We start from the raw sequence: 24,744 nt of genomic DNA, 5'->3' as shown, positions 1-24,744 counted from the left end.
AGCCGAGGGAAAACATAAAGCATCTGTAATCAATGCGGTAAGAGCCAAAATCATAGCAAGGTCTTTTGCTGTGATACGAAGGCAGACTCCATTTGTAACATTGGTAGCATAATAAAAGGGGCTTAACTTCGAAAAATTCTTAGGTTTAGGAAGTAGCTATACACTTCTGAAGAGTAGTTATGTCTATATAAGAACTTACCCAAGGATACGTTAATATTCGTAAACCTGGGTAAGATTTTATAGATATTGTTTGGAGAGGACTTAGAATTCACCCTCTTTCTTTAAAATTCCGCGTTTCTCGGAGTACGTGGGAACGGTATCACGTCACGGATATTCGCCATGCCCGTAACAAAAAGCAACAGACGCTCAAACCCGAGTCCGAAACCGGAATGCGGACAGGTACCGAACTTACGCGTGTCCAAATACCACCACATGTCTTTCATCGGTATATGCAATTCGTCGATACGCGACTGCAGCTTCTCGTAATCGGCCTCACGTTCCGATCCTCCGATGATCTCACCAATTTTCGGAAACAGCACGTCCATTGCGCGCACCGTTTTCCCGTCTTCGTTCTGCTTCATATAGAAAGCCTTGATTTCTTTCGGATAGTCGGTCAAGATAACCGGGCGTTTAAAGTGTTCTTCCACGAGATACCGCTCATGTTCAGAGGCCAAATCGACTCCCCAATAGACAGGAAATTCAAATTTACGCCCATTGGCAACCGCGCTTTCCAGAATTTTAATACCCTCAGTATACGACAGACGCACGAAATCATCTTTCAGCACCCCCTGCAGACGTTCCACCAATCCTTTATCAAACATGTCATTCAGGAATTTCACGTCATCGGCACAGTTGTCCAACGCCCATTGCACACAATACTTAATGAATTCTTCGGCCAAATCCATATTGTCGGTGATATCATTGAAAGCCACTTCGGGCTCAATCATCCAGAACTCTGCCAAATGGCGGGGAGTGTTAGAATTTTCCGCGCGGAAGGTCGGACCGAACGTATAGATAGCTCCTAACGCCGTAGCCGCCAATTCACCTTCAAGCTGTCCGGACACAGTGAGACTTGCCTGTTTGCCGAAAAAGTCATCATCATACTTTACAGCCCCGTCTTCCGTCCTTCCCAAATGTCTCATATCCAATGTCGTCACCTGAAACATCTGTCCAGCTCCCTCGGCATCGGAAGCCGTAATAATAGGCGTATGAAAATAGTAAAAACCTCTCTCGTGAAAGAATTTGTGAATAGCAATCGCCATATGGTGACGAATACGGAATACAGCTCCAAACGTATTGGTACGAGGGCGCAAATGAGCTATTTCGCGCAAGAACTCCATAGAGTGCCCTTTCTTTTGCAAAGGATAAGTATTGTCGCAAATACCCAGTACCTCAATTTCCCGGGCTTGCACTTCCACCTTCTGACCGGAACCTACAGACTCCACCATCTCCCCGTTCACACTCAAGCAAGCCCCCGTAGTGATCTGCTTCAGCATCTCTTCATCGAAAGAAGCCAAATCGACTACAATCTGCACATTATTTATTGTAGAACCGTCATTCAGTGCAATAAAGTTGACTTGTTTACTACCTCTGCGGGTGCGAACCCACCCTTTTACGTTGACTTTAGCCCCGAAATCATCACGTTTCAGCAAGTCAACAATTTTTGTTCTACTGATTTTTTCCATAACTATTTCTTATATTAGACACGAGTTGGAAGGTTTCAGATACAAAGCGAAAAGCATTCCGCCGTATCTTCACCCACCAACTCAGAAACTTTAAAATCTTGTTTATTCAAACGATCCCATACGGAGATAGTTTACTTCGGCTTCGGTCAAATAACGCCAATCGCCGCGACGCAAGCCTTTCTTTGTCAAACCGGCAAAGAAAACACGGTCGAGCTTTGTTACTTTATACCCAAGCGATTCGAAAATACGGCGAACGATGCGGTTCTTTCCGGAATGAATCTCGATGCCCACCTGATCTTTCTTTACTTCATCCGCATAGCTGATAGCATCGGCATGAATTTCACCATCCTCCAACTGGATTCCGGCTGCAATCTGTTCCATGTCGGCTTTCGTCAGATTCTTGTCGAGATGAACGTGATAGATTTTCTTTTTCAAAAACTTCGGATGCGTAAGCTTCGAGGCCAAATCACCGTCGTTTGTCAGCAGCAACACTCCTGTAGTATTCCGGTCGAGACGCCCCACGGGATAAATACGTTCATTGCAAGCCCCCTTTACAAGATCCATCACCGTCCGACGTTCCTGAGGGTCGTCTGAAGTAGTAACCGTATCTTTCGGCTTGTTCAGCAATACATACACTTTCCGTTCGATGCTTACCGGCTCATCGTGGAATTTTACCACATCCGAACGCTTAATCTTTGTTCCCAATTCCGTCACTACCTCACCGTTCACAGACACGACCCCCGCAGTGATAAACTCATCCGCCTCACGGCGAGAGCATATTCCAGCATTGGCAAGGAACTTGTTCAAACGAATCGGTTCGTTAGGATCGACATACTGTTCCTTATACTCAATCTGTTTTTTCTTGCTATATTTCGCATTCGGATCATAATCCGCCGTACGAGGACGCGGACGGTATCCGCCTTGCGAACGATCATTGTTGAAACGCGGACGATTGCCACTTTCACCGTAGTTATTATTAAACCGGGGACGACGTGGACGATCCCTGCCTTCACCATAATTATTATTACCACTCAATCGCGGACGATACGGACGGTCGCCACCCTCACGATTGAAAGAAGGACGTTGAGGACGATCGCCATACGAGCGTTGAGGACGGTCGGCCGATTCTTCATTGTTGAATCGCGGACGATACGGGCGGTCGCCACCTTCACGATTGAAGGAGGAACGTTGAGGACGATCGCCATACGAGCGTTGCGAACGGTCGTAGTCTCCTTCGCGGTTTGCATTAAACCGCGGACGATACGGGCGGTCTCCACCCTCACGATTGAAAGAGGAACGTTGAGGGCGATCGCCATACGAGCGTTGAGGACGATCGTAGCTATCTTCTCGGTTTGCATTAAATCGCGGACGATACGGGCGGTCACCGCTTTCGCGATTATACGAAGGGCGGTTGTAGCTTCCTTCTCTGTTGTAAAATCTGTTACCGTCACGGCCGGCGCCTTCATTCTCTTGATTAAAAGAGTCGTCGCGCCATTCTTCATTTCCTGTGTTCATTGTTTTTTTATTCGAATAAAATTAAACTTTGGCCTCACGGCCGGAATTCTCAATGTTATATGTAACATTACACTCCCGTATATGTGTGCGGAGTGATTGTTCTTAATTCATCTTTTATATGCTCGTTCACATCCAGAGTTTCGATAAATTCCCTGATCGATTTCTCGGTAATAGCCTCATTCGTACGCGTCAAGGCTTTCAATGCTTCATACGGATTCGGATAAGCTTCTCTGCGCAAAATGGTTTGAATAGCTTCGGCAACCACACTCCAGCAATCATCCAAATCACGGTAGATAGCCGATTCGTTGAGCAACAGCTTTCGCAACCCTTTCAGTGAGCTCTGCATAGCGATAACAATATGGCCGAAAGGCACGCCCACATTGCGCAACACGGTCGAATCGGTCAAGTCACGCTGCAAGCGCGAAACCGGAAGTTTTACCGCCAAGTGCTCGAGAAGAGCGTTCGCCAGTCCGAGGTTTCCTTCGGCATTCTCAAAGTCTATCGGATTCACCTTATGAGGCATAGCGCTCGAACCTACCTCTCCGGCTTTAATTTTTTGCTTGAAGTATTCCATCGAGATATACTGCCAAAAGTCACGATTCATGTCCACCATCACCGTATTGATGCGTTTCATTGCATCGAAAACAGCCGACAGGTTATCGTAATTGGAAATTTGCGTAGTATATTCTTCACGTTCCAACCCAAGTTTAGCGGCAACAAAACGGTTGCCGAACTGCTTCCAATCATATTGCGGATACGCCACATGGTGCGCGTTGTAGTTTCCGGTAGCCCCGCCGAATTTTGCCGTCAACGGGCAAGACTTCAAAATTGCGAGTTGACGTTGCAAACGATAAGCGAACACTTTTACTTCTTTTCCTAAACGGGTGGGAGATGCCGGCTGTCCATGAGTCTTAGCCAACATCGGGATATGCTCCCATTCGGCGGCATAAGCTTCCAGTTGAGCAATCAATTCCTCCAGCAGCGGATAGTAGACCTCTTCCAAAGCCTCCTTGACAGAGAGAGGAACAGATGTGTTGTTGATATCCTGCGAAGTAAGACCGAAATGGATAAACTCCTTATAGGGCTCCATACCGCCCAGCTTATCGAATTCTTCCTTAAGGAAATACTCCACCGCTTTCACGTCGTGATTCGTCACGCTTTCAATATCCTTTACCCGTTGGGCATCAGCTTCGGAAAACTTCAAATAGATGTCGCGCAATTTATGGAATATATCCTTGCCTACTCCCTCCAACTGCGGTAACGGAAGCTCGCACAGAGCGATAAAATATTCTATTTCTACCTGTACACGATATTTAATCAGCGCAAACTCGGAAAAATAAGCTGCCAAAGCTTTCGTTTTTCCTCTATATCGACCATCCACCGGTGAGACAGCCGTCAACACGTCCAGTTCCATACGTCTTATTAAGATAATTATCAGGTTGCAAAATTAATTCTTTTTCTTGAGTTATCCGCTCAAAGGAAAGAGAAAGTTTGCATAAAAACAGTAAGAAACAAAAAAGCTTTCAAAAAAAACAATAAAGCGAAGGCAGAAACGCATTTTTCTCAAAGAGAAAGCTTGTCAAAAAAGAGGACTTTCAACAGATGAAAACCGAATGGAGTTATAAAATAGTTATAAGAAATAGTCTCTTATTTACCTCTTTTTAAGGTCAAATAAGGCCTATTCGTACAAAAAAAGGAGCTGGCATGCAATCGCACGCCAGCTCACAGACAATGTAAAACACGCATTTACAGCCATTTAGGCTTGGTGGGCGTTGACGGATTCGAACCGCCGACCCTCTGCTTGTAAGGCAGATGCTCTGAACCAGCTGAGCTAAACGCCCTTCTTTACAATTCGGAAGTGCATCAGTTTTTTAGGTGGGCGTTGACGGATTCGAACCGCCGACCCTCTGCTTGTAAGGCAGATGCTCTGAACCAGCTGAGCTAAACGCCCGTACACTTCCGTTTCAAAAGCGATGCAAAGGTACGGCATTTTTTGGATCCTGCAAGTATTTTACTTATTATTTTTTCTATTTTTTTGTTTCAAGAAAAAACAGTGTTGATTTTCAGCAGAAAACAAAGTTCTTTTTTTGCAAGTCAATAAAGAAGTAAAATGCCACAGCAAGCAACAGAGTGCCCACAAAACGAAGCGCAGCTGTTTACAAAACAAAAGCAATATCACTTCTGCCTGAAAAACACGCTTCCCGACCACGGATATATATGCAGAGGAAGACACAGGAAAATGATATTAAACAGAAAGCAAGTGGCCTATGGAACTGACTTCCCGAAAAGTTTTTCAAGACAAACGAAAGCTTTTAAAATAAGGCCTTGCTTCGCAATAGCTAACGGATTCGCTTAATGTTTTATTTCGTCTGCCGACCGTGTTTTATTCATCTCTCGTCTGTGTTTTATTCATCTCCCGAGCGGCAGACGAATAAAACACAGACGAAAGACGAATTGATTCTTGCAACAAAAGCAATTAAGTATCGTTATTTTAAGGAGTATTCTTGCGAATGACACGGGCAGGGTTTCCTACCACTACGCTGTCGGAAGGAATATCTTTCGTCACTACACTTCCCGCACCGATCACGCAACGGTCGCCAATGGTCACTCCGGGACAAATGATCGCTCCTCCCCCAATCCAGCAATCCTCTCCTATGGTTACCGGAAAAGCATATTCACCGGGAGTTCTCCGCTGCAAATGATCCATCGGATGGTGCGGCGTGTAGATTTGCACCGAAGGGCCTATCAGGGTATGACTGCCGACAGTGATGTACGCACCGTCTAAAAAAGTACAATTGGCATTGACGAACACATGTTCGCCCAACTTGATTCCATCTCCATGATCGCAGTAGAAAGGCGGAAAGATGACCGAAGTAACAGGAATACCCGGAACCAATTCTTCCAACAGTCCGCGATAAGCCTCATCATACGTACTCAGTCCGCGCATTCGTGCCAGTAGTTTTTTGGCACGTTCAAAACGTCGCTGCAATTCCGGGTCGGACATATCCGCCAACTGTCCGTTGCGCATTTTCTCCGGTTCAGTCATACCTTCATCCTCCATATCCATTAGTAAATACAAATTCTCGCTCCGACGACAAACGTTCATTATATTCAAAACCCTCCCAAACGAAACGTTTCAATTCTTCGGGCGATTCAATCCGGTTCTTTAAGATGTAGCGGGCCATTTCACCCCTCGACATTTTGGTATACACCACTACAGTAGCCAACTTGCCGTTTTTCCAGACATGAAACTCGGGAGTGACGACACGCACTTCGCTTTCTACACGCTTCCAGTCGAACAAGCCGCGCATCTCGTCGCTCGCCAGATTGCAGAGTACCCCTCCCGCCCGCTTGATGTCGTCGATAAACACATCAGTTAGACGCTCCCGCCAATAGGCAAACAACGTCCGATTACCCAATTCAGGCAACACTGCGTCCCCCTCCAACCGGTAAAGCCTGATAGCATCCAGCGGACGAAGCAATCCATAGCAGAAAGAAGTCAGCCGCAAATGCTCCTGGGCATATTCGAAATCATCCGCCGAAAAATCTTTCGGATTCAACCTTTTGAAAACAATCCCCGTATATGCCAGCAAGGCAGGAAGTTCGCGCACTCCCTCGGCATGAAACTGTTGATAACGTTTGTAATTTTCGACAGCAATTTTGGCATTCACCCGCAACAATCGCTCCAGCTCTTGCACGGAAAGCTGCGACATCTGCAGGGCGATTGCGGCAGCCTCTTTCCGAAAGCGGGGCGTGGTGATGAAAGGAGTCTTTTGCTTCGAAGCATCGCTCATCGTTTTGGCGCAAGATAATAGTATCAGCATGATTGGCTATGTTCAAAAAGTTTGAATAGCAAAAATAAGCTAATAATTTCAGCTTCAAATGGCAAGTACCGGAATTATACCTATTTTAGCCGCTTAATTAATAACAAATAACATTATTCGTTGATTACATGAAAAACCGAAAAACTATTACCAGAGCTTTTATTCTGAGCGTATTTCTCAGTTTCACCGGCAGCCTTGTCTGTGCCGCCGTCAACCCGAAGCCTTTTGCCGTTCCCGAACTGAAAGAGTGGAAAGGTGGAAAAGGAATATTTACCCCTGCGTCTGAAATGCGGATTGTAGTGTCCGGAAAATCATCGGCAGAACTCCTGCGCATCGCTCGCATGCTTTCTGAAGATTACGGGACTATGTTTGGCGTTAAGCCCGGCGTTGATGAAGGGAAAGCCCGTCCAGGAGATATTCTTCTCACATTGGCATCCGACAAGCAGTTGGGTGAAGAGGGTTACCGGATGAAAATAACCGACCGCGTGACAATCTCAGCGCCCACCGCACAAGGTGTCTACTGGGGCACCCGCACCTTGCTGCAACTATCGGAACAAACGGACAATCGGGAACTGCCGCAAGGAGAGATAAGAGACTTTCCCGACTACCGGATGCGTGGTTTCATGATCGACTGCGGACGGAAGTTCATCCCCATGAGCTATCTGAAAGACCTTGTAAAGGTGATGGCGTATTATAAAATGAATACTTTGCAGGTGCACCTGAACGACAACGGATTCAAGCAGTTTTTCAACAACGACTGGGCGAAGACCTACGCAGCTTTCCGCCTCGAGTCGGAAACTTATCCGGGACTGACTGCACGTGACGGTTCATACTCGAAAGCCGAATTCAAAGAGTTCCAACACGAAGCGGCGGCGCAATTCGTAGAAATCATTCCCGAAATCGACGTACCCGCCCATTCGCTGGCCTTCACTCACTACAAACCGGAAATCGGAAGCAAGGAATACGAGATGGATCACTTGGATATTTTCAATCCTGAGACATTCAAGTTTGTCGACGGGCTGTTCAAGGAGTATTTATCGGGGCCCGAACCCGTGTTCACAGGCAAGCGTGTACACATCGGAACTGACGAATATTCGAATGCCAAGAAAGAAGTGGTGGAGCAGTTCCGCGCATTCACCGACCACTACATCCGTTATGTGGAAAGTTTCGGCAAGCAGGCGGTGGTTTGGGGAGCGCTCACACATGCCAAAGGAGACACACCCGTAAAATCGGAAAATGTATTGATGGGTGCATGGTACAACGGATATGCCGATCCGAGAGAGATGGTGAAGCAAGGCTACCAGCTTATCAGCATACCCGACGGGATGGTTTACATCGTACCGATGGCAGGATATTATCAAGACTACCTCAACGAGGCCTATCTGTATAAGGAATGGACTCCGGCACGCATCGGCAAAGAGGTATTTGAAGAGAAAGACCCGAATATTTTGGGCGGCATGTTCGCTGTATGGAACGACCATGCAGGCAATGGCGTATCAGTGAAAGACATTCACCATCGTGTATTCCCCGCCTTGCAAACTCTCTCGGTGAAGATGTGGACCGGCGCAAAGACCGGCTTGCCCTTCGAAGCGTACGGTGACAAACGACACCTATTGAGCGAAGCTCCGGGAGTAAACCAGTTGGCACGCATCGGTACAGAAAGAAGTTTGGTGTACGAACAGCCTGCCGTTGCTCCGGAAAGCCGGTCGCCATATCCGGAGATAGGCTACAATTACACCGTCAGCTTCGACATTGAAGGGGTGGCAGAGCAACCGGGCGCAGAGTTGTTCCGTTCTGAAAATGCCGTATTCTATCTCTCCGACCCCATTCGCGGGATGATGGGATTTGCACGCGACGGTTATCTGGACACATTTGTCTATAAAGTGAATCCGGGAGAAAAAGCGAACATCCGCATTGAAGGTACCAATAAGGGAGTGACGCTGTTTGTCGACGGAAAGGTGAAAGAGAAGATGGAAGTGGAGAAGCGCATTTTCAACGGAGGCAAAGATGCGATGTATTATCTGCCCACACTGGTTTTCCCATTGCAGAAAGCGGGCAGCTTCAAGAGTAAAATCAGCAACCTGAAAGTGTACAACTATTGCATCGGGAACACTGAAAAATAGACGAATAAATAGGATAACCGGTATTCATTAACAACCGTCGAAGGCTGTTATCACGCAGAACTTTCTCCCCAAAGACTCCGTATAGCAGCTTCGCGGTTAAAAGAGAATGCAACAAAGTTTCTCAGAACATAAACCCCGGAAGCCTGTTTCAAAATAGAGAATCAAAATCGTATAGAGTAAACCTCTTTTTAAGACAACCCCCTTGTTTAGCTTTACATGGATTGCAAGTCAGGGCTAAAACAAGGGGGTTATTATATTTCAATCTGCCAAATCCACAAGTAAGGCTGTCTCATTTATCAACTCTGAGACAGCCTACCGATTTTGTAAAAGGGACGTTCAGCACCACCTTATATTATAAGAAGACTTCCCAAACAGTTCCTTTATTCTCTTTTTTATCGCTCTCGTTATCCTGACTACTTATACTCTTGCCAGCTCTTGATCTGGATATCCTCCTGCTTCAGTTCACAGAAAGCTTCGATAAAGGCACTCGCCAGACGAGCGTTCGTAATCAGCGGAATGTTATGGTCGATTGCTCCGCGGCGGATACGATAACCGTTGGTCAGTTCGCGCTTCGTATGATTCTTCGGGATATTGACAATCAAGTCGAATTTATGGTCGGCTATCATCTTCATCACATTGTTTTCCGCTCCCAGTTTCTCATCAGGCCAGTAAACCGGTGTAGTATCTACGCCGTGAGCATTCAGGAAAGCGGCCGTTCCCGCAGTTCCGTAAATCCGGTAGCCTTTGGCGGCAAGCATACGGCTGGCATCGAGCAGGTCGACTTTCGACTTCACCGCACCGGAAGAAAACATCACCGCCTTTTCGGGAATGGTGAATCCGGTAGCAATCATGGCATTGAGCAACGCTTCCGAAAAGTCGTCGCCGATACATCCCACCTCGCCGGTAGAAGACATGTCTACACCCAGCACAGGATCGGCGTTGTGCAGACGGGAGAAAGAGAACTGAGAAGCTTTCACTCCGATCCAGTCGATATCGAATGCCGATTTATCCGGACGGGTATAAGGAGCATCAAGCATGATTCGCGTAGCCGTTTCGATGAAATTGCGCTTCAGTACTTTCGACACAAACGGAAAACTGCGAGAAGCACGCAGGTTGCATTCTATCACCTTCACCTCGTTGTTGCGGGCAAGAAACTGAATATTGAACGGCCCCGAGATATTCAGTTCTTTCGCTATCTGACGGCTGATTTTCTTGATGCGACGGGCAGTGGCGAAGTAAATCTTCTGCGCAGGGAACACCAGCGTGGCATCACCGGAGTGTACGCCGGCAAACTCTACGTGTTCGGAGATGGCATATTCTACCACCTCACCGTTCTGCGCCACGGCGTCAAACTCAATCTCTTTCGTATTTTCGAGGAATTGCGAAACCACCACCGGATATTCTTTCGACACTTCGGCAGCCATCTTCAAGAAGTTCTCCAATTCTTCGTCATCGTAGCAGACGTTCATCGCCGCACCCGAAAGCACATAAGAAGGGCGCACCAGCACAGGATATCCTACCTTGTCAACAAAATCTTTCACATCTTCGAGGCTGGTAAGCTCCTGCCATGCCGGCTGGTCGATACCGAGCTGATCGAGCATCGCCGAGAATTTGTTGCGGTTTTCGGCACGATCGATAGAGAGTGGAGAAGTTCCCAGCACCGGCACAGACTGGCGATACAGTTTCATGGCAAGATTGTTCGGAATCTGTCCGCCCACAGAAACAATTACCCCACGAGGCTGCTCAAGGTCGATTACGTCGAGTACACGTTCGAAAGAAAGCTCGTCGAAATAGAGCCGGTCGCACATATCATAGTCGGTAGATACGGTTTCCGGATTATAGTTGATCATGATCGACTTATAGCCCAGTTTACGTGCGGTTTGTACGGCATTCACCGAACACCAGTCAAACTCAACGGAGCTACCGATACGGTAAGCGCCGGAACCCAGCACGACTACCGATTTCTCATTTTTATAATAATTCACGTCATACCCTTCCACCGCATACGTCATATACAAATAGTTGGTCAGTTCGGGATGTTCCGAAGCTACGGTGTTGATGCGTTTCACTGCAGGAAGCACACCCAAGGCTTTACGATGCGCACGTACCATCAAGTTTTCTTTCTCCATATTGCTTGCAGGGTTCAGCACAAAGCGGGCAATCTGGAAGTCGGAGAAGCCGAGCACCTTAGCCTGACGCATCACGTCAGCCGGTATGTCTTCCACTTTGTTGTAGGCAGACAGCTTCTCTTTATAGTCTACAATGTTTTTCAGCTTGCCGAGGAACCAGGGATCGATCTTCGTCAGCTCGTGGATACGCTCGATAGTATATCCCTCTTCCAACGCCTGCGCCAGAGCGAAAATACGCAAGTCGGTAGGGCATGAAAGCTCTTTCTCCAAATCATCGAAACGCACTCCGTTATTACCTACGAAGCCGTGCATTCCCTGTCCGATCATGCGCAAACCTTTCTGGATGATTTCTTCAAACGAACGTCCGATAGACATGATCTCGCCTACCGACTTCATGCTGGAGCCAATCTCGCGCGATACTCCGGCAAACTTTGTCAAGTCCCAGCGCGGAATTTTGCAAATATAATAATCGAGTTGCGGAGCCACATAAGCCGAATTCGGCGTTCCCATCTCGCCGATCTGATCGAGCGTGTATCCGAGAGCCACTTTGGCGGCGACAAAAGCCAGCGGATATCCGGTAGCCTTCGAAGCCAACGCCGAAGAACGGCTCAGGCGGGCGTTCACTTCAATCACACGATAGTCGTCGGTTTCTGAATTGAACGCATACTGAATGTTACATTCGCCTACAATACCCAGATGGCGGATACATTTGGTAGACAATTCCTGAAGCATCTTCAGCTCCTTATCGTCGAGCGAACAGGTAGGGGCTACCACTATCGACTCTCCGGTATGGATGCCGAGCGGATCGAAATTCTCCATGCTCGCCACCGTGAAGCAATGGTCGTTGGTATCGCGGATGACTTCGAACTCTATCTCTTTCCACCCTTTCAACGACTCTTCCACCAATATCTGTTTCGAAAAAGCAAAAGCGCTTTCCGCCAGTTTGACAAACTCCTCCTTATCCCGGCAGATACCGCTACCCAGTCCGCCAAGCGCATAAGCCGAACGAACCATCACGGGAAATCCGATACGCTCGGCAGCTTCAATGGCATCTTTCATATTCTCTACCGCTTGGCTGACGGGAGTCTTCATGCCTATTTCATCCAGCTTTTTCACAAACAAGTCGCGGTCTTCAGTATACATAATGGCTTCTACTGAGGTTCCCAACACTTTCACTCCATACTTGTCGAGAACGCCTTTGGTGTAGAGTTCGGCACCGCAGTTCAGGGCCGTTTGCCCACCAAACGCCAACAGGATGCCGTCCGGACGCTCTTTCTTTATAATTTCTTCTACGAAATAAGTAGTCACGGGAAGGAAATAAACTTTATCGGCAATCCCCTCCGAAGTCTGAATGGTGGCGATATTCGGATTGACCAATACCGAACTGATACCTTCTTCTTTCAACGCCTTGAGCGCTTGCGAGCCGGAGTAGTCGAACTCACCGGCCTGTCCGATTTTAAGAGCCCCGGAACCTAACACGAGGACTTTCTTCATTTCCTTTTCCATCTTTTTTGTTATAAATATGTTTTATACCTAAGGTACATATAAAAAAAATGCGTTACCCTTAAAGAAGGACTAACGCATTACCAAAGAACTTACATATCGTTTTTTCAGAAAAAAAGAAGAAGCTTGCCGTATCCGGATAAAAATCGTCCGAATGGAGGTAATACTTACTTCTGACTTCCTGTTGATTCATTCTCAGTTTTTCTTATTCGGCGCAAAGTAACGACTTTTTTCGCACATAGCAAAAAGAAACCCTTTCTTTTTCTCAAAATGAAGTTAGACGGTTTTGGCGCTTCTTTCACTTTTTATGTCTATCTTTGCGGTTCAATTATATAATAAGGTAATAAAATGAAGAAAGAAAAAATCATATTGACAGGCGACCGCCCTACCGGACGACTTCATATCGGGCACTACGTGGGTTCGCTGAAAGGAAGAGTGGAGTTGCAGAATGCCGGCGACTACAGCAAGATGTTTGTTTTCATTGCCGACTCACAGGCATTGACCGACAATATCGACAATCCGGAAAAGGTGCGTCAGAATGTGATTGAAGTAGCCCTCGACTATCTTGCCTGCGGATTGGATCCGGAGAAAGCTACTATTTTCATCCAATCGCAGATTCCCGAACTGTGCGAACTCACCTTTTATTACATGGATCTCGTCAGCGTGTCGCGCCTGCAACGCAACCCGACAGTGAAGACCGAGATACAGATGCGCAACTTCGAAGCCAGCATCCCCGTAGGATTCTTTACGTATCCCATCAGTCAGGCGGCCGACATCACGGCTTTCCGCGCTACAACCGTGCCCGTGGGGGAAGATCAGGAACCGATGCTCGAACAGGCACGCGAGATTGTTCGCCGCTTCAACCATATCTATGGTGAAACATTGGTAGAGCCTGAAATACTGCTGCCTCAAAATGCCGCGTGCCTGCGTTTGCCGGGGACCGATGGCAAAGCGAAAATGAGCAAATCGCTGGGCAACTGCATCTACCTGTCGGATACGGCAGACGAGATACAAAAGAAAGTGATGAGTATGTACACCGATCCGGGACACATTCGCGTGCAAGACCCGGGCAAGATCGAAGGAAACACGGTCTTCACTTATCTCGACGCTTTCAGCCGCCCCGAACATTTCGAGCGTTACCTGCCCGATTATCCGAATCTGGCGGAGTTAAAAGCCCACTACCAGCGCGGCGGCTTGGGAGACGTAAAAGTGAAACGGTTCCTGAACGCCATCATGCAAGAGACTTTGGAGCCCATCCGCAACCGCCGGAAGGAATTCGAAAAAGACATTCCAGGCATTTACGAGATGCTGCGAAAAGGATGCGAAGTGGCGAGAGCCGCTGCCGCCGACACATTATCGGACGTAAAGAAAGCAATGAAGATCAATTACTTCGACGACAAAGAATTGATAGAAGAACAGGCGAGAAGATTCGCGGCAAACCAATAAGATGGGATCTTTCCAAAGCCAGAATAGGGATAATCGACAACCTTTAAAAAATATCGAAAAAAGACTGTCTCCTTAAATGGTTTTGCGGGGCCGCCCAAAAATCGGACAGCCCCATAAATAGTTTTCGGATATATTACCTGTAAATATAGTATTGTCCGAACTACTCAATATGCAGGAATGTCCCGAAGTAGGTCTGCCAGATCTTTGAAGTAGTCTCCATCATATTCATGTACATGGATCAGGAAGTAGTTCATCCATTTTTATATGACTTTTAAGCAATGAGACCTCCAGAGAGAATCCCCTTTGCCTTAGCTCTCATTTATTATAATACAAGGCTAAGACAAAGGGGATTTTGTTTCGACCGGCAAAAGATACATGAAGCTGCCCCATTAACTATTCCGAGATACCATCGGAACTGCCGCTGCTTATCCGGCTATCTTTCTTCAGAAAGCAGAAATACCCAGCCGACGGTCGACCAGCATGCCGTCTGCCGGCTTCCAGTCGGCACGCACGCGCTTCTTCGCCTTGAACTTCAGGACAAAAAGTTCCACACTTCCCTCGAGCGTCTCCTGCATTCCCAAGTTAACAAAGGTCGGATAAAGGGCCTTCATGCCATTGGTATGCAGCCGGTCGTAAGTTAAATTCTCCATGGCTTTCATCTGCAACGGTTCCACACCCACAAACTCATATTCTTCCTGATCGTAAGGCAGGGCAAAGCTGAGCGCGTTGACCGCTTTCAGGTCGTTCCCCTTCACACGCACCTCTACCATTTCACCCGCTTGGTATACCTGTTTAGCTGTACTGACGGAAAGCGTTCCACCAACTTTTTCATTAGGCAGCGGTTTCACGCCCCCGTTGAGTAAAGTGGCCACCACCGAAATGTCATACGCATCGATCAGCCCGTTCTTGTTAATGTCTCCGTTGCTGATGTATCCTTCAAAATCAGAGTCACCACGACGCAGACCGGTGTAGTTCATGTACGATGACAGGTCGTTCTCGTCAATCTTCCCGTCGTTGTTGATGTCGCCGGGCAGGTAGCTTTCCGTACCGGGCACCTTAAACACATAGAGTTCGCGACCAGAACCGTAATTGCCCACAGCTTCCGTAACCGAGAGCCTGATGTAACGTGCCGACGGGCGGGCGGCAAATACAAATTCTTTCGTGTCTCCATTGCGCTTCCATTCAAACGTTCCTGCATCCGTCCATTTGTCTTTATCCATGCTGTAAGCCACCGAGCCTTTGAGTAAGGTTCCGTTTCCGGCGTCCACGCGAGGCAAATACCAGAACTTATCCAACTGATTTACCGTCACCAGATCAACAATCAATTCGAACGGTAAAGCTTTTGCGCCGTACTTCGTATGCCAGAGGTCGCCCGATTCGGCAAAATCGAAGAAGCGGTTCACACCGAATCCCGCCTGATTCTCTACGCTCGTCTCTCCCTTGATACCCCGAATGGCAAACTCCAGCGGATTGTTTCGGGTCTTTGCCGCCAGCGGCGTCCATGCCGACAGCCCGTCTTTGTTGACAGCACGTATGTTAAACAGGTAATCCGTTTCCGGCTTCAGATCTTCGAACAGAAGTTCCGTATCACGTATCGTCGTATACAACATACCATTCGCCTCTATCTCATAGAAATCAGCATTTTCCACCTTCCCCCAAATAGGTTTCAACGTATAGGCTCCTGTATTCTCTTCGGTCATCCGCACCAAAGGAGCCGCCAAGTTCCCGCTTGCATGCAGGTTGCGGTCGGCAGGCTCGAAGCGGAACCCCTCCACCGTCAGCTCCTGTGTGACAGCCGTTACATCGCTCTTTGCCAGCCTGACGAGCAGTTGCGGATTCTTTACGATTGCTTGCTTGGCAAAGTCGCTGCTTTCTGTGGCAAAGCGGTTCAGATTGGGAGCGGCATCATAGAAATACACATTCTCCCCCCGGCGGAGTTCTTCCACCGTCTTCGCTTCAGTGAGCTTCACACGTTTTCCGTTCACCTTTGCGCGCAGAGTTTTCGGTTTTTCAGTCACGTTGATGCGAAGTTCCGTTGTCTTTTCCTTTACAAATCCCTCAAAGTCTCCTTGAGCGGGATGAATCGTAATATGCACACGCCCCCTCGCATCTACATCCGATTGCAGACGGGTGGTGGCATGCTTGCCGTAGCGATAGGCTTCGGTCGTTCCGTCGTCATCATACTCCGTCATCTCCGAATAGCGATAAGGGTACAACTCGTAGATACGCACCGAACGATCTATCTCATGCACGTTATTGTTCGGATTTGTCATCGGGATGATGGCTCCGTTTCTTACAAACACGGGAAGTTTCCAAAGAGGTGCTTCCACATTGTTCAAGATACGGTTTCCTTCGTACGTATCGCCTGTGAAGTAGTCTACCCACGAGCCCTCGGGCAAATAAATGCCGTTGCGGACATCGTTTCCAGCCTTGTCTGTCTTAGTCGCCTGAAAGATAGGCGCAACCAGAAAGTCGGGACCGTACATATATTGGTAACGGGTGGCAGTGCCGTGCGTATAATCGTTCGGATAGTCGAGGAACATAGCACGGATAAGCGGCTTGCCGTCTACCGCCTCTTTGGCGTAAGTATAAGCATAGGGCAGCAACTCCGATTTCAACTTCAGATACATGCGGTTGATCGAAGTGGCGGGTTCGCCGAGGGCATGCGGATATTTCTCATTCGCTCCCCATCCGTCCATATTGAGCTGCATGGGCGTGAACGTTTTCCACTGGAAGTCGCGGATGTTCACCACCGGATTCTTTCCGCCGAAAATACCGTCCATGTCCGAAGATATATTAGGTTGACCCGAGAGCCCCGAACCGATATAGGTAGGAATATGAAAGCGGATATATTCCCATACACCTCCTGTCTGATCTCCCGACCAGATGGTAGCATAACGCTGCGTTCCCGCCCAGCCGTCGAGCGAAATGATGAAAGGACGAGCCTCGTTGCCATAGTAAGGCATGATATGAGCCACATCCGCCACACCGTTCAGGCCGAACGAATAGCCGGCTCCCACCCATGCCACGTCTGTTTTCAACACACGTACGCCCGCATCGCGCACCTCTTTCACAATATCGCGCTGCAACAACGGGCTGATGCCTGCTTTCGGATGCAAATCCGACTGTGTCCAAAGCCCGATCTCCACTCCGTTCTTACGGGCATAATCACCCAGACTCCTGAGGTTAGCAATATTTCCGTCGAGAGTTTCCGTCTGTCCGTAACCGGCTCCGTATCCATCATTGGGCAACAGCCAACCCAAAGGCATGTCGTGCTTCTTATAACGGTCGATCACCGCCCGGGCAGAAAACAGATAATTGCCTTTCTCTCCATTGAGTGATTCTTTGATACCACCGTTATCTTTCTGACTCTCTTTGTATCGTTTCCCGTCTTCGAATAGAATACCTTTCTCGTCTTCTTTCCAGAAATCGCGGTTATAAGCGTTCAAGTGTCCTTCGTAAAAGCCGAATTTCGGAATGAGCACGGGATTTCCGGTCAGTTGATAGAAATCGTTCAGCAAAGGCACCGCTCCGTCGTTCACCATATAAAACAGATCGAGATACGGAGATTCATGCGAAAGTCTTACCACACCCGGAGTCTCCGCTCCAAAATCGTAACGCCCTTTTTTAAACGTATAAAACATCACCCCATAGCCATTGGTCGACCAGTAGAAAGGGGTTGGCGAAGCTACTCCCCCGTCCGTCCAGCTGTTCTGGTTCTCAATGGAGATGGCTTTTCCTTTGTGTGAGAAACGTCCGTTCTGTACACCTCCTCCATAGAAATATTCACCGGGATGCTCTTTCAGCGTCACGGTCACACTTCCTTCTTCGATGGAGACAGGAACGGTCTCTTCCACCACCGGCCTGTTTGTACGCAAATCGGTTATCTTCATCAACGAAGTTTCTTTGTCTATTTCCACACGAATACGCTGTGTAGCGAGCGTGATCGTACCGACGCTTTCCGACAGGTCAAGACGTGACACCGGACGACGCGGTTCATCGACCAAGATCTGCGCCTCGGGAATGGCTTGCGGATCACGAATAATCCCTCCGGCATCATCTCTGAACATGCGGAAGATGTTTTCACCATAGAAGTCAATCGTCATTCTCCGCCCGCCGGAAAAGATTATTTCGGCAGTCGTCGAGTTCAGCCTCCGCACTCCCGAAACTTTAAACATTTGTTTTTTGTCTATAGAGCTATCCGCTTTTTGTGCGGCCTGCACAGGGAAAAAAGGGAGGGCTGCTACTAAAGAAAACGCAAAAAATAGATTTTTGTACCGCCTATTACGGCCTGTCATGCTTTTCATGTCTTTTTGTGTTATAATGTTCTACTTAAATAATCGTTCGATATCTTCTTCCTTGATGGTAGTAAGCACAATTTTCCCATCCGGAGTATAATTGGGCGAAGGACAAGCAAACAGGCTGTCGACCAAAGTTCTCATCTCTTCGTTGCTCAACACCTGCCCGTAAACAATTGCCGCTGCGCGTGCCAACGTCAAAGCCAAAATACTTTGCACTTCCTCTTTCACGTCACTGCCTTTCTCCATAGCTGTATGAAGCATGCTGCGCACCAACTCCACCGGATTCAATCCTTCAATTCCGGCAGGTACACCGTTGATAGCATAGCTACCGCCTCCCAGATTGCTCAAATCAAATCCCACAGCCGACAAATCGTCGATGATACCTTCCAACACTGCCGCTTCTGAAGCAGGCAATTGCAACATCTCCGGAAAAAGAACCCCTTGGGAAACTCCCTGCTTACGGCTGATTTGTGCCATATAACGATCGAAAAGCACACGAACATGCGCCCGGTGCTGGTCGATCAGCATTAGTCCCGATTTCACAGCGATCAGAACAAACCTACCTTTAAACTGTAAATGCTGATTCCCCTTCTCCGTCATCGGCTCATTGGTATACAGAGAAGCCGAAACCGATGAAGCGGCAGAAACAGCCTGTATTCCGAGCTGTTCCATCGTCCCTTCTCCTACCGAAGGCTCTTCCCATTCCGAATCCGGTTCAGGTTGTAATTCATTCATTCTGCTGGCTTTGGTCAGCCCTCCGTACAAATCTTCCCAATCTACTTTGGAACGACTATAAGAGCCTCCTCCGAATCCCGAGCTTGAAGACTTAAAAGGATTAAAGTCCGAATCGTAGTGTACCTTCGGAGGTTCCGGCGGTAAACTTTGTTCAAACACAGGAATGTCAGGCATGTCTTCCGTATCGAAATCGATGGAAGGAATCGCACTGAATTTACCCAACGATTCTTTTACTGCCGCTGAAAGAATCTGCCAAATAGCCTGTTCGTTTTCAAATTTTATTTCAGTTTTTGTAGGATGGATGTTCACATCGATATTCGCAGGGTCGACTTCAAAGTAAATGAAGTAAGAGATCTGTTCGCCGGAAGGAATCAATTGGTCGTACGCTTCCATCACTGCCCTGTGGAAATAAGGATGGCGCATGTATCGGCCATTGACGAAAAAGTACTGATGCGCTCCTTTCTTACGAGCGGATTCAGGCTTTGCCACATATCCTGAAATCTTAATCATGGTAGTCTCCACCTCTACGTTCAACAATTGCAGGTTCAGCTTTTTACCGAACACAGACAAGATACGCTGCCTCAAAGAGGAAACCGGAAGATTAAATAGTTCGGAATCGTTGCTGTAAAGCGAAAAAGCGACCTCCGGATGTACCAGAGCAATCCGCTCAAACTCCGCCAGGATATTACTCAGCTCCGTAGAGTTCGCTTTCAGGAATTTGCGACGGGCAGGCACATTAAAGAACAGGTTTCTCACCGAAAAATTACTCCCTTTCGCACACGAAACAGCCTCCTGAATCTCCACTTTCGAACCGGCAATCACCAGCCTGGTACCCAATTCTTCACTCTCCGGACGGGTCTTCAACTCCACCTGAGCCACAGCGGCAATAGAAGCCAGTGCCTCGCCGCGGAATCCCATCGTACGCAAAGCAAACAAGTCTGCCGCCTCCTTTATTTTGGAAGTGGCATGACGCTCGAAAGACAAGCGGGCATCGGTTTCAGACATACCTTTTCCGTCATCGATTACCTGAATTCCTGTCTTACCCGCATCAGTCACCAACACATGTATATTTTGGGCACCTGCGTCTATGGCGTTTTCCACCAACTCCTTAACCACAGATGCCGGGCGTTGTATCACCTCACCGGCAGCAATCTGATTGGCAACCGAATCAGGCAATAAATGTATGATATCACTCATAATAAAAAACTAAAAAGACCAGCTCCCTGTCTGTAGATAATGCCACAGATACAAGAGCAGGGCAATGATAATCAATATGATTCCCAAGGAAACAGGTTTGCGTCCGCTCTCCTTTCTCCGCTTCAGATGCGTGGTTCCCTCTACAAATTTACCACGAATGTCTTCCGGTTTAAATTCTTTTTCAGGAAGCATTCCCAAATCCCGCTTAGCCTTCTCCTCCATTTCGGCAAGCTTTTCCTTCCGCTCATCCACGTAGATATACTTGTGATTGAATCTACGCGGTTTCCTCATCGAGTTGAAAAACATTCCCATATTTTATTTCATATTAATTAAACTCCGTTTATCCGTCTTCGGCCTCCGCTCTGTCGTAGGTTTCAGAGTTTCTCCAGCACGTTTTCCCCGCCAATTGAAAATATCCTCCTTGTTCAGCGGGCGCACATAGTCGAACCAGGCGAAGGTAGGCAGCCGCAATTTATCCTCCGGTATCTGGTCTAACGGATACATCACTCCGTTCGACTTCCCAATCATTTTTGCCTGCTGCATCTTTCTATCTTTCATATAGATATGAAGCAAGCTTCCTTCTCCCGAATTGAAGCCAACCATCGTACTGTCTTTTTCTTCGGGATAAAAGCCGATCAGTACATTTCCGATTACCTCCACTCGGCGCATGTCCCTGTTCTCAAAATAGGCTTTCATCTCTTTCCCCGACACTTGGTTGTAATGAACAGAGTCTTTCATTTCCACCGTGAGCGCTTGATTGATGATATGTGCCCAGTCTATCGTACTGTCGTTCATATATATCTTAATCTCCTCGCCCAACAGCTGCTGATTCTCATTCCAAAGAATAGGATCGCGATACATGGTCATGCAGGAGTCTTTGGAATTATACACCAAAGAATCGCAGACTCCCTGTATATCCGTCCGGTACATCCGTACTTTATGGAATGCTTTCATCAAGCGACATAACGAATCTGTCTTCAAATGATAAGACACCATCATCAGCGTATCCGCATGCATATAAAGACTGTCTCCCTGAGAATAATCGATGGCTACCGCACGCTTCGTTGCAAAGGCCGAATCGGTAAGCTCATTGTAAAAGCAATAATCTCCGGTCAGCATGCTTTTATTGACGGTATCGTTCATCTGCACTCGGTCGAAAGCCTCCCCATATCCCAGTTTTCGGTCGTAAAAAAGACTGTCTCCACTCAATTTCCTTCCTTGATTCGTAAGCACAGATCGATCGAGCAGCTCCGCCTGTTCCGTAACGGTATTATAAAAACCTCGCTCCGAATAAATGTGATTATCTTCGTTCACTATGTCCGAAGGTCCCAAGATAGTGGCTATTTTCGAAACCGTATTATATTTCAGCGTGTCGGAAGTCAATATAAATTTAGGATTGACTAATTTTACATCATGGTTGAATACGGCAATCTTGGTAGATGGGCTGTATTCTCCCCAGTCCGAAGTCAACACATTCTCCTCGTCCATCAGACTACCACCTTCGAAGTAATAACCAAGATTATATAACCGGTCGTAATTGAGGCTGTCTGTCAACAAAGTCGTATTTCGGTTGATCAGCTTCACATTCTCACGAAGCTGGGCAATCTGGGCGATTCCATCGTAATAGAGATAATCTCCGTATAAAAACAACGTATCGCCCTGTTCCATCCGTACATTGCTGAAAGCCTCGACAGAATTGGTTTTCTCGAAAATCACCGCGCTGTCGCAATACATATACATACTGTCGTGACGCAGTCTTACATTACCTATCAACAACTGTACATCCGGCCGGGCAAGTTTGTCTACCTGACCTTCATCAGCATGAAGCAAGTACACCTTTGTCTTTTTCTTTTCCGGTTTCTTATTGAGGTCCTGCGCTGCGATGCATACGCCAAACAGGCATAGAAAGCCTATGAGAAGCCGTCTATGCCTGCCGTATCGTGGTGTTTTTTCCTTTTTTCTCAGCATATATCAATCAAGCTGTTAAACATCAGTCTCTTTTTATCCATCCCGGATATTTAAAATCACACTTCTGCCAGTTTTCGTTAATACGCACGTATGTACTTTTCTGCTTATTCAAAATCCACTTCTGCAATATTTCTTCCCGTCGTTTTTCCATAACAATCGCTTTCAAATCCTGGTAGTCTTCTGCTATGGTGGCTTTATGCCCGTTTATTTTCTCTTTCAATTTTACAATAGCACAAACCTCCTTTCCATCTTTTTCGTTGATCATCGCAAATGCCTTCGACACCTCACCGACATTCATCTTATCAACTACTTTCGCTACATCTTGAGGCAAATCCTGCATTTCGAATTTAGAAGTAGTCACTCCGGTATTCATATTGATATTCACCATGATACCATGGTTATTCCGCGTATCCTTATCGTGAGAAATCACAGCGGCAGCTTCATCGAAGGTGAATTTGTTGTTACGTATATCATCGGCAATTGAATCCAGACGGGCACAAGTTTCCGTCAACTCCTTCTCCGAGACTTTCGGACGAAGCAGAATATGGCGGGTATTCACACGGTCGCCACGTTTCTCTACCAATTGGATAATGTGATAACCGAATTCCGACTCCACAATTTTAGAAACTTTCTTAGGGTCTTGCAAACTAAAAGCCACATTCGCATAAGCGGGGTCCATCATACCGCGCCCCATAAATCCGGTTTCTCCACCTTTCAAAGCAGAGCCCTTATCTTCTGAATACAAACGAGCCAAAGTGGAAAAGTCAATTTCTCCATTCATCACACGGTCGGTATAATCACGAAGTTTTCTCTTTACTTCTTCAATCTCCGCAACCGGTATTTTGGGTTGTAAGGTAATGATCTGAACCTCTACCTGAGTGGGAATATAGGGAATACTGTCTTGAGGAAGATCTTTAAAATAACGGCGAACTTCGGCAGGAGTCACTCTGACATCACCTACGAGCTTCTGCTGCATTCTTTGCACAGTGAGTCCGTCGCGCGCATTTTCACGCAACATTTCCCGAATTTGCGTACTCGTCTTATTGAAGTTCTCCTCAAACTTTTCTTTTGAGCCGGCCTCTTGAATATACCAGTTCATCATTTGATCGACTTGACGGATAACGTCACCTTCGGAAACTTCAATACTATCCAGTTTAGCCTGATGCAAAAACAATTTCTGCACAGCAATCTCTTCAGGAATGATACAATAGGGATCTCCATTAAATCTACGTCCTCTATATAAAGCGTCCAGACGCACCTCTTCCACATCGGATTTCAAAATAGCTTCGTCGCCCACCACCCAAACAACTTCGTCGATCACATTGTCTTGCGCATAAGTCGCTACATCATTGGCCACTATTGCAAATATACAGGCAACAACAAATCTAAAGTTCACAAACTTCCTCATTTTTTATATGTATAATTATATATAATTCTATTTTTATCTACGGCTTGCTGATATAAATCGCTCTTCACCTTTTCCATAAAACTCACCTGCTTCTGATTAATCAACAAGTCCTTTATTGCGTTGCGCGCCAGCTCATAAGGTTTTTCCTCACCCGCTTCGCGATAATCGCTTACGTCCAGAAAATAATAGTAAGCCGAATCTTTCAATTCAATATGACGGGTTTTATTCACAAAGTCGTCAGGTGCCTCAGTTTGCAATGGAAGCATATCCAATACATCTGTCAACGAAACCCATCTATCATAAAAATATTCATACTTCACCGCGTTCTGCAAACTGTATTTTTCCAAACGGTCTACGGCTTCCTGCTTTCGCGCCTTATACCACTGACGTACCTGATTCAATTGAGGGGCAGTCAATGGCAGCTTGATGAACAAGCCTTTCACAAGCGGATTCTCTAACTTGAACAGCGCTTTGTTTCTTTCGTAATAATCCGCAATTTCCTGTTCAGGGATATCTTTCGTCAACTTCTGATGAATCAATTCCTGCTGATAAGCATGCACGACTAAAGCTTTCCGATAATTTTCCACCAGTTTTTCCACTTCTACATCAGCCGGTATATTATTCTCAGCCTTTTCATACAACAATACATCTTTCACCCAATCATGAATGTAATGTTCAGTAAAAAGAATGCTGTCGTCTTTAGACAATCCAACCGGAAGCACAGCCATCAAATCTTCTTTGTACAGAAAATTGCCCTCCACTTCTACCAAAGGAGTCTTCCCTTTATGGTCGTGTTGTTCTTTACACGCCACACAGCAAAAAAGGGTTATCAGCAGGAGAAGTATCGTTCGCATTTTCAACCGTAATGTTCTTTGTTTCAGGATACGAAGATAATGTAATAATCGGTTAC

General features: G+C 47.0%; 14 protein-coding genes and 2 tRNA genes. 2 read left to right on the top strand and 14 right to left on the bottom strand.

The features are described from left to right. Nucleotides 1–281: 281 nt before the first annotated feature. The 7 genes from asnS to yaaA all read right to left on the bottom strand — a co-directional run bounded on the left by asnS (nucleotide 282) and on the right by yaaA (nucleotide 7,024). On the bottom strand, nucleotides 282–1,685 hold the full coding sequence (gene asnS, locus C234_RS0100870; protein WP_027324203.1) for an asparagine--tRNA ligase: 1,404 nt from the start codon (nucleotides 1,683–1,685) through the stop codon (nucleotides 282–284). A 102-nt stretch (nucleotides 1,686–1,787) separates the two neighbouring features. Next, entirely contained in the window at nucleotides 1,788–3,200 is a 1,413-nt protein-coding gene (locus tag C234_RS0100865; protein WP_027324202.1) for a pseudouridine synthase, read from the bottom strand. Nucleotides 3,201–3,267: 67 nt separating this feature from the next. Continuing rightward, nucleotides 3,268–4,614, bottom strand: a complete 1,347-nt coding sequence (purB, locus tag C234_RS0100860) for an adenylosuccinate lyase (protein WP_027324201.1) — start codon at nucleotides 4,612–4,614, stop codon at nucleotides 3,268–3,270. 349 nt (nucleotides 4,615–4,963) lie between these two features. Next, a tRNA-Val gene (locus tag C234_RS0100855) sits at nucleotides 4,964–5,041 on the bottom strand. Nucleotides 5,042–5,076: 35 nt separating this feature from the next. Continuing rightward, nucleotides 5,077–5,151, bottom strand: a tRNA-Val gene (locus C234_RS0100850). Between the two features lie 540 nt (nucleotides 5,152–5,691). Beyond that, complete coding sequence (locus tag C234_RS0100840; protein WP_027324199.1) at nucleotides 5,692–6,246, bottom strand: sugar O-acetyltransferase; 555 nt, start codon at nucleotides 6,244–6,246, stop codon at nucleotides 5,692–5,694. Between the two features lie 4 nt (nucleotides 6,247–6,250). Continuing rightward, entirely contained in the window at nucleotides 6,251–7,024 is a 774-nt protein-coding gene (yaaA, locus tag C234_RS0100835) for a peroxide stress protein YaaA (protein WP_027324198.1), read from the bottom strand. A 128-nt stretch (nucleotides 7,025–7,152) separates the two neighbouring features. On the opposite strand from yaaA, the gene C234_RS0100830 reads away from it, so the two are divergent. Beyond that, nucleotides 7,153–9,147 (top strand): family 20 glycosylhydrolase, encoded by a 1,995-nt coding sequence (locus C234_RS0100830; RefSeq protein ID WP_034538055.1) that lies wholly within the window; start codon nucleotides 7,153–7,155, stop codon nucleotides 9,145–9,147. Between the two features lie 413 nt (nucleotides 9,148–9,560). Here C234_RS0100830 and carB read toward each other — a convergent pair whose 3' ends face one another. Then, nucleotides 9,561–12,782, bottom strand: coding sequence for a carbamoyl-phosphate synthase (glutamine-hydrolyzing) large subunit (gene carB / locus C234_RS0100825; RefSeq protein WP_027324196.1), 3,222 nt, complete (start codon nucleotides 12,780–12,782; stop codon nucleotides 9,561–9,563). A 345-nt stretch (nucleotides 12,783–13,127) separates the two neighbouring features. On the opposite strand from carB, the gene trpS reads away from it, so the two are divergent. Continuing rightward, nucleotides 13,128–14,225 carry a tryptophan--tRNA ligase gene (gene trpS / locus C234_RS0100815; RefSeq protein WP_027324195.1) on the top strand — a complete coding sequence of 366 codons (1,098 nt, stop codon included), beginning with the start codon at nucleotides 13,128–13,130 and terminating at the stop codon, nucleotides 14,223–14,225. Between the two features lie 443 nt (nucleotides 14,226–14,668). Here trpS and C234_RS0100810 read toward each other — a convergent pair whose 3' ends face one another. The 6 genes from C234_RS0100810 to C234_RS0100785 are packed head-to-tail and all read right to left on the bottom strand — an operon-like array spanning nucleotide 14,669 to nucleotide 24,688. Continuing rightward, nucleotides 14,669–18,532, bottom strand: coding sequence for a TIM-barrel domain-containing protein (locus C234_RS0100810; RefSeq protein WP_027324194.1), 3,864 nt, complete (start codon nucleotides 18,530–18,532; stop codon nucleotides 14,669–14,671). 21 nt (nucleotides 18,533–18,553) lie between these two features. After that, entirely contained in the window at nucleotides 18,554–20,458 is a 1,905-nt protein-coding gene (gene mutL, locus C234_RS0100805; protein ID WP_027324193.1) for a DNA mismatch repair endonuclease MutL, read from the bottom strand. A 9-nt stretch (nucleotides 20,459–20,467) separates the two neighbouring features. Further along, nucleotides 20,468–20,770 carry a hypothetical protein gene (locus tag C234_RS0100800; RefSeq protein WP_027324192.1) on the bottom strand — a complete coding sequence of 101 codons (303 nt, stop codon included), beginning with the start codon at nucleotides 20,768–20,770 and terminating at the stop codon, nucleotides 20,468–20,470. Nucleotides 20,771–20,773: 3 nt separating this feature from the next. Beyond that, nucleotides 20,774–22,426 (bottom strand): OstA-like protein, encoded by a 1,653-nt coding sequence (locus C234_RS0100795; RefSeq protein WP_027324191.1) that lies wholly within the window; start codon nucleotides 22,424–22,426, stop codon nucleotides 20,774–20,776. Between the two features lie 22 nt (nucleotides 22,427–22,448). Beyond that, complete coding sequence (locus C234_RS0100790; protein ID WP_027324190.1) at nucleotides 22,449–23,834, bottom strand: peptidylprolyl isomerase; 1,386 nt, start codon at nucleotides 23,832–23,834, stop codon at nucleotides 22,449–22,451. Further along, complete coding sequence (locus C234_RS0100785; protein WP_027324189.1) at nucleotides 23,831–24,688, bottom strand: hypothetical protein; 858 nt, start codon at nucleotides 24,686–24,688, stop codon at nucleotides 23,831–23,833. Before C234_RS0100785 ends, C234_RS0100790 begins: the two co-directional genes overlap by 4 nt. Nucleotides 24,689–24,744: the final 56 nt, after the last annotated feature.

The organism is Bacteroides pyogenes DSM 20611 = JCM 6294 (assembly GCF_000428105.1).
GTDB classification, from domain to species: Bacteria; Bacteroidota; Bacteroidia; order Bacteroidales; family Bacteroidaceae; genus Bacteroides; species Bacteroides pyogenes.
This window is presented reverse-complemented; position numbering and strand designations above follow the sequence as displayed.

Coding starts and splice junctions, on each gene's coding strand:
- C234_RS0100800 (WP_027324192.1), bottom strand. CDS start 20,770: ATGGGAATGTTTTTCAACTCGATGAGGAAACCGCGTAGATTCAATCAC.
- C234_RS0100830 (WP_034538055.1), top strand. CDS start 7,153: ATGAAAAACCGAAAAACTATTACCAGAGCTTTTATTCTGAGCGTATTT.
- purB (WP_027324201.1), bottom strand. CDS start 4,614: ATGGAACTGGACGTGTTGACGGCTGTCTCACCGGTGGATGGTCGATAT.
- C234_RS0100865 (WP_027324202.1), bottom strand. CDS start 3,200: ATGAACACAGGAAATGAAGAATGGCGCGACGACTCTTTTAATCAAGAG.
- asnS (WP_027324203.1), bottom strand. CDS start 1,685: ATGGAAAAAATCAGTAGAACAAAAATTGTTGACTTGCTGAAACGTGAT.
- C234_RS0100840 (WP_027324199.1), bottom strand. CDS start 6,246: ATGACTGAACCGGAGAAAATGCGCAACGGACAGTTGGCGGATATGTCC.
- C234_RS0100790 (WP_027324190.1), bottom strand. CDS start 23,834: ATGAGGAAGTTTGTGAACTTTAGATTTGTTGTTGCCTGTATATTTGCA.
- mutL (WP_027324193.1), bottom strand. CDS start 20,458: ATGAGTGATATCATACATTTATTGCCTGATTCGGTTGCCAATCAGATT.
- C234_RS0100810 (WP_027324194.1), bottom strand. CDS start 18,532: ATGAAAAGCATGACAGGCCGTAATAGGCGGTACAAAAATCTATTTTTT.
- carB (WP_027324196.1), bottom strand. CDS start 12,782: ATGGAAAAGGAAATGAAGAAAGTCCTCGTGTTAGGTTCCGGGGCTCTT.
- yaaA (WP_027324198.1), bottom strand. CDS start 7,024: ATGCTGATACTATTATCTTGCGCCAAAACGATGAGCGATGCTTCGAAG.
- C234_RS0100785 (WP_027324189.1), bottom strand. CDS start 24,688: ATGCGAACGATACTTCTCCTGCTGATAACCCTTTTTTGCTGTGTGGCG.
- trpS (WP_027324195.1), top strand. CDS start 13,128: ATGAAGAAAGAAAAAATCATATTGACAGGCGACCGCCCTACCGGACGA.
- C234_RS0100795 (WP_027324191.1), bottom strand. CDS start 22,426: ATGCTGAGAAAAAAGGAAAAAACACCACGATACGGCAGGCATAGACGG.